Below are 13,606 nucleotides of genomic sequence, written 5' to 3'. Positions count from 1 at the left end.
TGCCATTTTATTGCTTGCGCGCAACCTCGATGCGCTGCTTCAGGCCGCCGCCAGCGCCTGTTCCAGATCGGCCTTCAAGTCATCGATATGCTCGATGCCAATCGACAAGCGCAGCATATCTTCCGATACGCCGGCCTTCGCCAGTTCTGCCGCATCCAGTTGCCGGTGCGTGGTCGAAGCCGGGTGGGTTGCCAGCGATTTGGCGTCGCCGATGTTGACCAGTCGGGTGAACAGTTGCAGCGCATCGAGCACCCGTGCGCCGGCCGCGCGCGGGTCGGCATCGCTGTATTTGAGGCCGAACGACAGGAGGCCGGAAGCTTTGCCGCCCATGTATTTTTGAGCCAGAGCGTGGTCCGGATGATCTTCCAGTCCGGCGTAATTGACCCACGCCACTTTCGAGTGGTTTTGCAGGTAATGCGCCAGCGCCAAGGTGTTGTCGCAGATGCGGTCCATGCGCAGCGCCAGGGTTTCGATCCCTTGCAGGATCAGGAACGCATTCATCGGTGAAATCGCCGCCCCCATGTTGCGCAGCGGCACTACGCGGGCACGGCCGATGTAAGCCGCCGGCCCCAGCGCGTCGGTATACACCACGCCGTGGTACGACACATCGGGTTCGTTCAGGCGCTTGAAGCGTTCCTTGTGTTCGGCCCACGGGAATTTGCCGCTATCGATGATCGCGCCGCCGACGCTGTTGCCGTGGCCGCCCAGGTATTTGGTCAGCGAATGGACCACGATGTCGGCGCCGTGCTCGAACGGCCGGCACAGGTACGGGCTGGGCACGGTGTTGTCGACGATCAGCGGGATGCCGTGGGCGTGCGCGATATCGGCCAGCTTGGCGAAATCGGTGACATTACCGAGCGGGTTGCCGACCGATTCGCAAAAGATGGCCTTGGTGCGCTCGTCGATCAGCGCCGCGAAGGTTTCCGGCTGGCGCGCATCGGCGAAGCGCACTTCGATGCCCATCTGCGGCAGCGTGTGCGCGAACAGGTTGTAGGTGCCGCCGTACAGCTGGGTGGAGGAAATGAAGTTGTCGCCCGCTTCGGTGATGGTCTGGATCGCATAGGTGACGGCAGCCATGCCGGACGCCACCGCCAGCGCGGCGATGCCGCCTTCGAGCGCGGCGACGCGCTTTTCCAGCACGTCCTGGGTCGGGTTCATGATGCGGGTGTAAATATTGCCGGGCACTTTCAGGTCAAACAGGTCGGCGCCGTGCTGGGCATTGTCGAACGCGTAAGCGACAGTTTGGTAAATCGGCACCGCTGCGGATTTGGTGGTGGGGTCCGGCGAGTAGCCGGCGTGGACGGCCATGGTTTCGATTTTCATGTAATTCCCTGTTGTTGTGAAGGTAATAGACGAAGACGGATAATTTTGCCATAAGTAACCGATGTTACGCAGGTCAATTTTGGTAGAAAACATGGTCCGCGAAAGACACGAAAAGCACGAAAAAAGGGAGGTGCGTGTGCAGAAACAGGTTCCGGCGCGGGTTCGCCGAGTTTTCAATATTACCTGGTGTATATTTTATATACGCAATATAAGTATGCGTGAAATGCCATGAAAATGACGATACTCCTTATTTTGTGAAACTCGCTGAGTTGTGAGCCCTGTTCGTGTTTTTCGTGTCTTGCGCGGGCAAGCGCCTGCTACGACCACATTGACAATGCTTTAACAAAAGCAACTATTTTCAAGGAATGGACATTCTTGAAGAAGAGATTGTCGGTGACTATAAAAGCGGCAATCCATGCCACTGCGATCACGAATACATCGCAGCGGCCGCTTTTCCAGAGATTGAGCGAATGACGTCCGACAATCCATGGCACGCCCAGAGGATTGGGCCAGTCGGCCAGTAGATGCATGACTCCGCCGGCGGCAAAACCAAATAGCAATGGGGCCCAGGATTGATGCCGCAGTTCCAGATAGGAATACGCCAGCAACGCTATCCAGGCAAGGCCCCAATGGGTCCAGGTGCGGTGCGTGATCCACCGGTGCCGGCGCCGGGTCCACCACGCCACTTCAAGCCAATCCGGCGCTGTCCCGCCAAAAATTCCCGCAACAAAGGTGAGGAAACTCCACACATGGTATGGGCCGCCTGCGCCAGCATGCGCCACCAGGGCCGCGGCAATGACGCCAGCAGCCCATCCAGTTGCGTGATGCGCTTTATTGGAGGCCATGTTGAGACAGTACGCTTTAAAACGTATCTAAAATTGAGATGGATAAATGCGTGGTGGAATATACAGTCTGCAAGCGATTAAAACGGACGGATGCTGGTTTTTAGTAAAAAAACCTTCTAAAAAGGTCTGCGAATTCTTATTCGCAGTTTATGCGCTGCGATCCGCGCCGAAAACAGCCTGGTCGCACGTTTCTTTCTTCACTGTTCAACTGACGGCGGCGATCCGCCGTTCAGCCACTGTTCGAGAAAACTGACGCAGACCCGCACCTTGGCGGAACTGCTCAGCCGCGACAGATAGACCGCCCATACTTCCGCTTCCTGCCAGTATGCCGGCAGCACCCGCACCAGTTCGCCGGCTTCGATGCTCGGCCCGACATCCCAGATTGAACGCAGGATGATGCCGTGTCCGTCGATGGCCCAGCGGTGCACGATCTCGCCGTTGTTGGCCGATAAATAACCATCCACTTTTACGGTTTCCATTCCTTGCGGTCCGCTCAATCGCCACAGGCCGAATGCCTCGTCGCGTTCGCGGATGACGATACAGCGGTGCTGCGCCAAGTCTGCCAGCGCAGTCGGCGTACCCTGTTTTGCAAGATAAGCCGGCGCGGCGCACAAGATGCGGGAATTGGCGGCAATCCGCCGGGCGATCAGGTTCGGCTCATGCACGGCGCCGATCCGGATGTCGAGATCGAAGCCTTCGCCGATCAGGTCGACCGGGCGGTCAATCAGCTCAAGCTGGATTTTCAGCGATGGGTAGAGCAACGCCAGCCCGGAGAGCGCCGGCGCCACCCGGTTGCGGCCGAAGCCGGAACTGGTGCAAATGCGCAACAGGCCGCGTGGCGTGGTTTTCGCGGTTGACACCGCCTCGGTCATCTGGCCGACATCTTCCAGTATCCGCTGCGCCCATTGATACACGGTTTCGCCGTCTTCAGTCACCGAGACGCGGCGCGTGGTCCGGTGCAGCAGCCGCACCTGCAGCTTGCGTTCCAGCAGCGCGATGCGCTTGCTGACGAATGCCGGCGATGCGCCCAGTTCGATCGCGGCCGCGATGAAGCTGCACTTGTGCACCACGATGCAGAACAGTCGCAAGTCGTCGAGGAGCGGCAGATTATTCACGATTCGTGCTTTATCGATTTACACATTGCGTGATTATATCCATCGATGTCGCCTTTATGATGAGCGGGCATCGTGCCGCACCTTCCCGTGCGCCAGATTAATCACCCCTCGGAGGAATCATGAAAAAACACAGAATCGCAGTCATACCGGGCGACGGTATCGGCAAGGAAGTCATGCCGGAAGGGCTGCGCGCGGTCGATGCTGCCGCCCGCAAGTTCGGTATCGAACTCGATTACACGCATATCGAATGGGCCAGTTGCGACTATTACGCACAGCACGGCCAGATGATGCCGTCCGACTGGTTCGAGCAGCTCAAGGGATTCGATGCGATTTATTTCGGCGCGGCCGGCTGGCCTGCAACGGTGCCGGACCATATTTCGTTGTGGGGCTCGCTGATCAAGTTCCGGCGTGATTTCGACGAATACGTGAACCTGCGGCCGGTGCGGCTGATGCCCGGCGTGCCGTGTCCGCTGGCCGGGCGCAAGCCGGGCGATATCGATTTTTACGTGGTGCGCGAAAATACCGAGGGTGAATATTCCTCTATCGGCGGGCGCATGTTCGAAGGCACCGAGCGCGAATTCGTGCTGCAGGAAGCGGTGTTCACCCGCAAGGGCGTGGATCGGATACTGAAATATGCGTTCGAGCTGGCGCAAAGCCGGCCGAAAAAACATCTGACCTCGGCCACCAAGTCGAACGGCATCGCCATCAGCATGCCGTACTGGGATGAGCGGGTGGAAGCGATGGCCGGGCAATATCCGGAGGTGCGCTCGGATAAATACCACGTCGATATCCTGGCTGCGCATTTCGTGCTGCATCCGGATCGCTTCGACGTGGTGGTCGCCTCCAATCTGTTCGGCGACATTTTGTCCGACTTAGGGCCAGCCTGCACCGGCACCATCGGCATCGCGCCCTCGGCCAACCTCAATCCCGAACGCAATTTCCCATCGCTGTTCGAACCGGTGCATGGCTCGGCGCCCGACATCTACGGCAAGAATATTGCCAACCCGATCGCGATGATCTGGTCGGGCGCGATGATGCTCGATTTTCTTGGCAACGGCAGCGGCGTCTACCGGCAGGCGCACGACGCCATCTTGGGCGCGATCGAAACGGTACTGGCCGGCAGCGGACCGCGCACCCGCGATTTGGGTGGAAATGCCAGCACTACCGAGGCAGGAAAGGCCATTGCCGACGCGATCTGATCGACAATCGATTTATACAATATAAAAAAAGAGTTAATGTTCAGCCTACGGTAACGGCTGTTTGAATTCCCTCTCCCGCACGCGGGAGAGAGCTGGGGAGAGGGAATCCATCACGGGCTGAACAGTTGCAAAAAAGATCAAATTTAAACTTGCGCAGCACATGCGATAACTCTGCGCACAACCACGCCACAAGAATGGACAAAATATGATTCTGGAACTTGCTGATATTCACATACAAGCCGGTAAGCAAGCCGATTTCGATATCGCAATTCAGCGCGGTATCGACGAAGTGATTTCCAAGGCAAAAGGCTTTAGCGGCTACAAAATAAACCGGGGGATTGAATCTCCGGAGCGCTACGTGCTGATGATTTTTTGGGAAACCCTGGAAAATCACACGGTCGATTTCCGCCAATCCGCCGCGTTTCAAGATTGGCGCGGTATTGTCGGCCCGTATTTCGCGTCACCGCCGATAGTTGAACATTTCAACCTGCTCAACAAATCCAAGTGACAGCACTGCGCGCGCCGGGCACCGGCATCCAGTCATAAGTCAAATGAATGCGGCCGGTCAATGCAGCGCATTTGCACCCCGTCTTGATGCGGAATGCGCCACCGCTTTAGTTCGGCCGAACCTAGCGTAGTTTCGGCGACGTGAACAGCGTCAACAAACCGCCCGCCAGCAAGCATCCCGCGAGCATATAAACGCCGCTGTCGAGCGTGCCGGTAACGCCCTTGATCCATCCCATCAGGGACGGGCCGACGAAGCCGGACAAGTTGCCGAAGGAGTTGATCAGGGCGATCCCCGCCGCTGCAGCCACGCCGCCCAGATAGGCGGTCGGGATGCTCCAGAAAATCGGCAGCACGCTCATGATTCCCATCGTTGCAATCGACATGCCCAGCATGGCAATCGGCACATTTGTGCTGAACTTCACGCTGATCACGAAACCGATGGCGCCGATAATCGCCGGGATGGCGATATGCCAGCGCTGCTCGCCGCGACGATCGGCGCTGCGGGCCAGTAATATCATGGCAACCACACCGGCCGCCCACGGCACGGCGCTCAACAAGCCGATATCGAGCGCGTCTTTTACGCCGGCCGCCTTGATGATGGTCGGCAGCCAGAAGCTGATGCCGTACAGAGAGAACACGAACAGGAAATAAATCGCGCTAAGCAACCAGGTGCGCCCGCTGGCGAAGGCCTTGCCGGTGGCCGAATGGGTCTTGGTGGCTTCCTCCTTTTGCAGCAGAGCGATGACTTCGCGCTTTTGGGCCTCGGTCAGCCACTTTGCATCCTCGACCTTGTCATCCAGGTAGCGCAGCAGGAAGAAGCCGGCAAGGACCGTAGGAATGCCCTCGATCAAAAACATCCATTGCCAGCCTGCCAGGCCCAGCATGCCGTTGGTGTCGCGCAGGATCCAACCGGACAAGGGCCCGCCGATCACGCCGGCAAGCGGAATTGCCGTCAGGAACAGCGATGTGGCGCGGCCGCGCCGGTCGGCCGGATACCAGCGAGTGAGGTAATAGATGATGCCGGGGAAAAAGCCCGCTTCGGCCACCCCCAGCAGGAAACGCAAGACATAAAATGAAGTGGTGCCTTGGACAAACATCATCGCCGCCGACAAGATGCCCCAGGTAACCAGGATGCGCGCGAGCCAGCGCCGTGCGCCGACCTTGTGCATGATGATGTTGCTGGGCACTTCAAAGAAAAAATACCCCAGGAAAAACACGCCTGCGCCCAGCCCGTAGACGGCATCGCTGAATTGCAGGTCGTTGAGCATCTGCAGTTTGGCGAAACCGATGTTGACGCGATCGAGGTAGGACAGGATGTAGCAGAACAACAGAAACGGAATCAGCCGCCAGGTGATTTTCTTGTAGATCCGGTCGATGTTGGTCGCATCGTCGAAACGCACGCTCTCTACAGTGATGTCATTCATTTTTATTTCCGATTCGGTTATCCGGCTGGAGCCGTATTTTATATTGACGATGTTCGACGCCGCGATGTTGCCATTACTTCAGTGCAAATATTTTTCCTGGATTCGGCAAATTTAAGAAATTGCAGCTTATGCCATTAAAGTTGCAGCTTATGCGTCAATCCACACGAATCGAACTTAGTTTTGTATAAATTCCCGATACCCGCGCTGCCGCAATGCGCAGGCCGGACATGTCCCGCAGCCGTAGCCCCAATCGTGCAGCATGCCGCGCTCGCCCAGATAGCAGGTGTGGGTTTCGGTGCGGATCAGGTCGACCAACTTTTGTCCGCCGAGTTGCTGCGCCAGTTGCCAGGTTTGGCGCTTGTCGATCCACATCAGCGGCGTGTCGATCTTGAGGCGGGTTGCCATGCCGAGGTTGAGCGCGACTTGCAGCGCTTTCATGCTGTCGTCGCGGCAATCGGGGTAGCCGGAAAAATCGGTTTCGCACATGCCGCCGACCAGCACGTCCAGCCCGCGCCGGTACGCCACCGTGGCCGCCACCATCATGAACAGCAGGTTGCGCCCTGGCACGAAGGTGTTGGGCAGGCCGTTTTCCTGCATCGCGATCTCGACGTTTTGGGTCAATGCGGTGTCTGAAATCTTGCCCAGCAGCCCGAGGTCGATCAGATGATCTTCACCCAGCTTGCGGTTCCATTGGGCCGAGTGCGTGCGCAATTGCTGCAGCACGGTGGGGCGCACCGTTAGTTCTATGCTGTGGCGCTGGCCGTAATCAAAGCCGATGGTTTCGACTTTCGCATACTGCGAGAGCGCCCACGCCACGCAGGTGGTCGAGTCCTGGCCGCCGCTGAAAAGCACCAGCGCAGCGTTGGGTTGTGCGTTTGTCATATTTGATTCCTGAAGTATACTTATTGCAGTATTTTTTAAAGCCGCTTATTAGGTATGCGGTAAGTAGTGGTTTTTTTGACATACTCCCTGTAGCAACTCAGGAGCCGGGAGTCCGGTAACATGTCGGCTGAAAATGCGAATTTGAATTCAATATACAAACCTTATGGCAGCCACGGGCATTTTGCAATGATCAGAACTATTTTTAGCCTTGGGCAATGGATGCAGCGGATGCTGCGGATTTTACGACTACTGCCGGTCGGCCTGTTGCTGCTGTCGGTGTGCGCCCATGCCGAGAATCTGGAGTATACCGTGGTGCTGGAAGCGCCCTCTGGCCTGAAGGATGTGCTGGAAAAAAATCTCGACCTGAATCGCTGGCACGACAATGTGCGCCTTGACGTCGAACAGTTGCAGCGGCTGTACCGCCAGGCGCCCGATCAGATCAGGACGCTGGTGGCGACCGAGGGTTTTTATGCGCCGACCATTACTTCCGAAATCACCCAGCAGGGCCAGGCCTGGCGCATTCAATTCACGGTATTAGCCGGCGCGCCGGCGCTGGTGGGCGCGGTCGATCTGGCGTTTGAAGGGGCGATTGCGAGCCAGCCGCAGGTGGCCGAATTGCGCAGCGGCTGGGCGCTGCCGCCGGGTCAGGTGTTCCGGCAGGCAGCGTGGGAGTCGGCCAAGAATGGTTTGCTGCGCAAGTTGCTGCTGGAGCGTTATCCGCGCGCGCGCCTGACGCAAACGAGCGCTACCGTCGATCCGCTGGCGCATACGGTTGCGCTGAAAGTAGTGATCGACAGCGGCCCGGAGATTCATTTCGGCGCGTTGATCATCGACGGCTTGCAGCGTTATCCGGCCACCATCATCAGCCGCATAAACAAGATCAAGCCGGGCGATCCGTATAACGAAGCCGCGCTGCTGGAACTGCAGGCGCACTTGCTCGACAGCGGCTATTTCAGCAGGGTCGATGTCAGTGCCGAAATCGATGCGCCGGAAGAGCTTGAAAGTACTCCAAGCATTCCAAGTACTGCGCTGCCGTCGTCAGCACCGGTGCCGGTACGCGTGACCGTGACCGAAAACAAGCGCAGGAAAACTGGGATCGGGATCGGTTACAGCACCAATACCGGCAATCGCGCCAAGCTGACGTATGAAGACCTGAATTTTTCGGATCGGGAACTCAAGCTCAAGAGCGCGCTGACGATAGAAACCAAAAAGCAGTCGGCCACCGCCGACATCTATCTGCCGCTCACGCAAGAAGGCGTCCAGTACAGCGCCGGCCTGTCGTATGTGCGCAGCGACATTGCGGGCGAGGTGGGCAAGGTCTCCAGCATTTCTGGCAAACGCGTCTGGGGCAAGCCGACGCTGGAGCGCAACCTGACGCTGGAATACTTGAATGAGCAAAGGGAAATTGAGGGATTCGGTTCGCGCAATAGTCAGGCGATGCCATTGACGTATGGCGTGACCTGGCGCGATACCGACAGCTTATTGTTTCCGGCCAATGGCAGCATCATTCATGCGCAAATCGGCGCCGCGCTGGGCGGCTTGCTGACCGATCAGAGCTTCGTGCGCAGCAGCGCGCGCGTGGTGCATTACAGCCCGCTGGGTAAAAAAGGCATCGTGGTCCTGCGCGGCGAACTGGGCGCGCTCGCCTCGAGCAGCAAGGATGGCGTTCCGGACGCTTACCTGTTCCGCGCCGGCGGCGATCAGTCGGTGCGCGGTTACGCGTATCAGGGTCTGGGCGTGGCGCAAGGCACGGCCATCGTCGGCGGGCGTTATATGGCGGTCGGCAGCGCCGAATACCAGAATTGGTTTCTGCCGAAATGGGGCGCCGCGGTGTTTGTCGATGCCGGCAACGCCGCCGATAGCGTCGCAGAACTGACGCCGAAAGTGGGTTACGGCGTCGGCGGACGCTGGCGCAGTCCGGTCGGGCCGATCAATCTGGATATCGCCTACGGGCAGTCGGACAAGAAAGTACGCATGCATTTTTCGCTTGGAGTGACATTTTGAGGCGGCGCACATGGTGGATTGCACTGTCGTCGCTGGCGTTGGTATTGGCGTTATTGGTACTGCTGGCGGCAATCCTGATACCGCGTGAATCCAGCCTGCGCTGGGTGTTGCAGCAAGCGGCCAACGCCAGCAACGGCGCGCTGACGTTTACGGGCGTGAGCGGTTCGCTGCTGGCGCCGGTGCATATTAAGCAACTGCGTTACAACACGCCCGAGAAAGTGATCACTCTGGATGATCTCGATCTGCGCTGGTCGCCGGCCCAACTATTGCGCGGCCATGTCGGAATTGAAAAGCTGCAGGCGGCGCGCCTTACGCTGCAAACATTACAGGAATCGAACGAGCCGCTAGTGCTGCCGACTAACCTGTCGGTGCCTCTGGAAGTCGAAGTCAAGGCGGCACAATTGGGCCAGCTGGTGATGATTTCCCAAGCCGGTGCGCGCACCGAATTGCACGATCTGCATTTTGCGCTGCATGGCGACCGGCAGCAATGGCAGGTGCAGGATGCCGCTGCCGGCACGCCGTGGGGCAATCTGGACGCAATCCTGACACTGGGCGCGAAGCCGCCATTTTTACTCACCGGCCAGATCAATTTTTTACACGGAGCCGGGCGCGATGCAAGTCAAGCCCAGGCCGTATTGGGCGGCGACTTGAACGCGCTGACGATCAAGGCCAACTTTGATGCGCAGGGCGCGAGCGGCCACGGCGATTTGACCATCGCGCCGTTTGACGCCTTCGCATTGCGCCGGATTGCGCTGCAAGCGACCGGCATCGACCCCAGCCGTTTTAGTGCCGATGGCGATTTGCCGCAGGCCGCAATCGCGATCGATCTGACCGGCCAGGTGCAGCCGGACCAAACCATCAGCGCCAAACTGAACATCGTCAACACGCTGCCACCCGGCCCGATGGATAAAAAAAGCCTGCCGCTGCGCAGCATCAGCGCCCACATCGATGGCACGCTGGAGGCGGCAAATATCAAAGACATGGTGCTCGATCTGGCCGACGCCGGCCGCGCCAGCGGCAGTGGCAGCGTCAAAAATGGCAAGGCCGCATTTGCGCTGCGTGCCGAAAAAATCAATCTGAAAGCGATTGACACCAAGCTCAACCACACCGCCATCGCCGGCGATATCGTGCTGTCCGCGCTGGACGGCCGGCAAGTGCTGAAAGCGCGGCTGGGGCAGGATCGCTATCAACTGGCACTCGATGCAACGCTGGCCGACGGCTTGCTGAATTTGCAGCAAGCCAAACTCAGCGCCGGCAAGAGCGCGCTCAGTGTGCAAGGGCAAGCGCGCACGGACACCGCGCAAGCGTTCGCGCTGACTGGCAGCATTCAACGTTTCGATCCGTCGGATTTCGGCGCTTATCCGGCGGCCGATGTGAATGCCGCGCTGCGTCTGGAAGGCCATCTGGTGCCGAACTGGCAAGTCGCGGCGGACATCAAGTTGCAACCGAGCCGCTTGCTCAAACAACCGTTGTCCGGTCAGGTCAAATTAAGCGCCGATGCCCAGCGCCTGCAAGACGTCGATCTGGCGTTGCGCCTCGGCGGCAATCTGATTGCCGCACAAGGCAATTTCGGCGCACCCAAAGATAGCCTGGCGCTGCGCATCGATGCGAAAAATCTGGCAATGCTGCAAGCAGGTCTGGCCGGCGCGTTGCGCGCCACCGGCACGCTTACCGGCAGCATGACAGCGCCGCAATTGGCGTTCGATGCCAACGCGCAAGGGCTGGTCTTGAATCCGAAAGAAAGTAAACCACAGCGTTTCGCCAATAGCGACTTCAAGGCGCGCGGCAATCTGGCACTGAGTGGCAGCGGCCCGTTCAGTTTGAAAGGTAACTTGTCCCGCCTGAATCCGGCCGCCTTCGGCGCTTATCCGGAAGGCGATATCAGCGGCGACATCGATGCAACCGGCAACTTGGCCAAGGATTGGCGGGTCGCGCTCGACTTCACGTTGCAACCCGGCACGCTGCTGGGCGCGCCCTTGTCCGGACATGGCAAGTTGCAGGCCGACGCCGCACGCATCGCCAACGCCGATATCGCGCTGCAACTGGCGAACAACAGCGTCATGCTCAAAGGCAATTTCGGCGCGCCGAAAGACCGGCTCGACTGGCGTCTCGATGCGCGCCAGCTCAGTGTGTTGGGGCCGAATTTCGGCGGCGCTGTAAGCGGCGAGGGCAGCGTCAGCGGCAGCAAGGATGCGCTGCAGATCGGCTTTGCGCTGGATGGCAACGAGATCCGCCTACCGGGCGAAACCTTCATCAAAACCCTGCGCGCCAGCGGCCGCTTGCAGCAAGGCGAAAATGGCCCGCTGCAAGCCGATATCGCGCTGGGCCAAGCGCGCTCCGGCACGCAGGCATTCGAGGCGTTGCGGCTGGTAGCCAACGGCAGCCGGCGTGCGCACACCATCGAACTCAGCGGCAACAACCAAAGCGAAAATTTCAAAGCGACGCTGGCCGGCGGCTGGCAACAGGCCACAGGCTGGGATGGCGCGATTCGCGGCCTGCAAAATCGCGGCGCGTTTGCCTTTACGCTGCAAGCGCCGGCACCGCTGAAAGTCGGCCCCGGGCAATTTTCATTGACCGATTTCAGGCTGACGCTGCTCAGCGGCAGCCTGAATTTGCAAACGCTGCAAAAGAACGGCAGCCACTTACAAAGCCGCGGTCATGCCAGCGGCATTGCGCTGACTACGCTGGCGAAATTGTCGGAACCGCTGCAACAGAATCTGGCCGGTTCACTGACTTTCGGTGCCGACTGGTCGCTCGACGCTGATAGTTTCATCGACGGCAATGTGCGGCTGTTTCGCGAAGGCGGCGACGCCACCATACGCACCGGAAGCAACGCCGCGCCGCTGGCGCTGGGCCTCAGCAAGCTGGCCTTGCGCGCCGATATCGTCAAAAATACGCTGAAGCTGGAGTTTGAAATGGATGGCAGCCATGTCGGCAGCAGCCGCTTTGCCGGCAGCACCAAAATCGGCGGCGCGTCCGGCAGCTGGAGTCTGCCGGCGACCAGCCCGCTGACCATGAGCGGCACTGCCAGCCTGCCCAGGCTGGATTGGATCGGGCCGGTCGTCGGCCGCCCCGAGCTGGATTTGCAAGGACGGCTGGCGCTGGCGATCAGCGGCTCCGGCACGCTGGGCGCGCCCAATTTGACCGGCGAGATCAACGGCGACCAGCTCGGCGTGCGCTGGGCCGAGCAGGGCATAAAACTGCGCAACGGCGTATTGCGGGCGCAATTGCAGGGCGACCGTTTGCTATTGAAAAAACTCGCCTTCGATGGCGAACAAGGCAAGCTGAATGTGCAGGGCGAGGCGCGCTTTGCCAACGCCCGGCCCAGCGTGCAAATGACGCTGACGGCCGACAAGCTGCTGGCATTGTCCAGCCCGGAACGGCTGCTGGTGTTGAGCGGCGACAGCAACATCACGCTGGACGACAAGCGGCTGCAGATCGGCGGCAAGTTCAAGGCCGAGCGCGCGATATTCGAGCTGCCCAGTGAGAGCGGGCCCACCATCAGCGACGACGTGGTGGTGTTGGGACGCGAAAAAAATGGCGGCAAGAGTGCCGGCAAGGCGCTGCCGCTGCGGGTCGATGTCATGCTGGATCTGGGCCAGCGCTTCTTCATCAAGGGCAAAGGGCTCGATGCGCAAGTCGGCGGCAGCCTGCGGGTGCGGGTGGACGACGGCCAGTTGCCACGCGCCAACGGCAGCATCGAAGTAGTCAAAGGCACGTACGCCGCCTACGGCCAAAAGCTGGTAATCCGGCGCGGCATTCTCGCCTTCAGCGGCCCCATCGACAATCCGGGTTTGAATATTCTGGCGGTGCGCCCGGTGCCCGAGATTGAAGGCAATGTCGAAGCCGGCGTCGAAGTGCGCGGCAACGCGTTGGCCCCCCGCGCCAGACTGGTTTCCACGCCCTCGGTGCCGGACACCGAAAAGCTGTCCTGGCTGGTGCTCGGGCACGGCACCGACAGCGCTTCCGGCAGCCAGTTCGATGCGCTCTCGGCCGCCGCCAACGCCTTGTTCGGCGCGTCCCAGGGCGCATCGCTGCAAGCGAAAGTGGCGCAATCGATCGGCCTCGACGAATTCGGCATCGGCCGTGCGCAGGGGTTGGAAACCACCGTGCTGACGTTTGGCAAGCGCATCTCGTCGCGCGCCTTCTTGACCTACGAGCAAGGCGTCAGCGGCGCATCGACTCTAGTTAAACTGCGCTACATGTTGACCAAGCGCTTCTCGCTGCAAGCCGAAACCGGCACCAGCACCGCGCTCGACTTGTTTTATACCTGGTCGTTTGATTGATGCCGGCAGGCGCTTATGCCG

Annotated in this window: 9 protein-coding genes; 4 read left to right on the top strand and 5 right to left on the bottom strand. The window is 59.5% G+C overall.

The features are described from left to right. Window positions 1-39: 39 nt before the first annotated feature. The 3 genes from FKCLFG_RS14515 to FKCLFG_RS14505 form a co-directional block, all read right to left on the bottom strand. The gene (locus FKCLFG_RS14515; RefSeq protein ID WP_472613786.1) at window positions 40-1,323 is read right to left on the bottom strand and encodes an O-acetylhomoserine aminocarboxypropyltransferase/cysteine synthase family protein; all 1,284 of its coding nucleotides are present in this window, start codon (window positions 1,321-1,323) and stop codon (window positions 40-42) included. A gap of 317 nt (window positions 1,324-1,640) precedes the next feature. Continuing rightward, a complete protein-coding gene (locus tag FKCLFG_RS14510; RefSeq protein WP_472613785.1) occupies window positions 1,641-2,168 on the bottom strand; it encodes a metal-dependent hydrolase in 528 nt (175 codons plus the stop codon). A 197-nt stretch (window positions 2,169-2,365) separates the two neighbouring features. Further along, on the bottom strand, window positions 2,366-3,283 hold the full coding sequence (locus FKCLFG_RS14505) for a LysR family transcriptional regulator (RefSeq protein ID WP_472613784.1): 918 nt from the start codon (window positions 3,281-3,283) through the stop codon (window positions 2,366-2,368). A 119-nt stretch (window positions 3,284-3,402) separates the two neighbouring features. Between FKCLFG_RS14505 and FKCLFG_RS14500 the strand changes: the two genes are divergently transcribed. Beyond that, window positions 3,403-4,482, top strand: a complete 1,080-nt coding sequence (locus FKCLFG_RS14500) for a tartrate dehydrogenase (RefSeq protein ID WP_472613783.1) — start codon at window positions 3,403-3,405, stop codon at window positions 4,480-4,482. A gap of 205 nt (window positions 4,483-4,687) precedes the next feature. Continuing rightward, complete coding sequence (locus FKCLFG_RS14495; RefSeq protein ID WP_472613782.1) at window positions 4,688-4,990, top strand: antibiotic biosynthesis monooxygenase family protein; 303 nt, start codon at window positions 4,688-4,690, stop codon at window positions 4,988-4,990. A 121-nt stretch (window positions 4,991-5,111) separates the two neighbouring features. Here the strand turns inward: FKCLFG_RS14495 and FKCLFG_RS14490 are convergent, their stop codons facing one another. Further along, window positions 5,112-6,413 carry an MFS transporter gene (locus FKCLFG_RS14490; RefSeq protein ID WP_472613781.1) on the bottom strand — a complete coding sequence of 434 codons (1,302 nt, stop codon included), beginning with the start codon at window positions 6,411-6,413 and terminating at the stop codon, window positions 5,112-5,114. Window positions 6,414-6,587: 174 nt separating this feature from the next. Continuing rightward, window positions 6,588-7,295: a 7-cyano-7-deazaguanine synthase QueC gene (gene queC / locus FKCLFG_RS14485; RefSeq protein WP_472613780.1), complete on the bottom strand. Its 708-nt coding sequence runs from the start codon at window positions 7,293-7,295 to the stop codon at window positions 6,588-6,590. 186 nt (window positions 7,296-7,481) lie between these two features. Here queC and FKCLFG_RS14480 point away from each other — a divergent pair, with 186 nt between their 5' ends. Together FKCLFG_RS14480 and FKCLFG_RS14475 are read left to right on the top strand one after the other, a co-directional pair. Continuing rightward, the gene (locus FKCLFG_RS14480) at window positions 7,482-9,299 is read left to right on the top strand and encodes an autotransporter assembly complex protein TamA (RefSeq protein WP_472613779.1); all 1,818 of its coding nucleotides are present in this window, start codon (window positions 7,482-7,484) and stop codon (window positions 9,297-9,299) included. Then, on the top strand, window positions 9,296-13,585 hold the full coding sequence (locus FKCLFG_RS14475) for a translocation/assembly module TamB domain-containing protein (RefSeq protein ID WP_472613778.1): 4,290 nt from the start codon (window positions 9,296-9,298) through the stop codon (window positions 13,583-13,585). The genes FKCLFG_RS14480 and FKCLFG_RS14475 overlap by 4 nt, the downstream gene beginning before the upstream one ends. Window positions 13,586-13,606: the final 21 nt, after the last annotated feature.

This window comes from Gelidimonas denitrificans (genome assembly GCF_055694065.1).
This window is presented reverse-complemented; position numbering and strand designations above follow the sequence as displayed.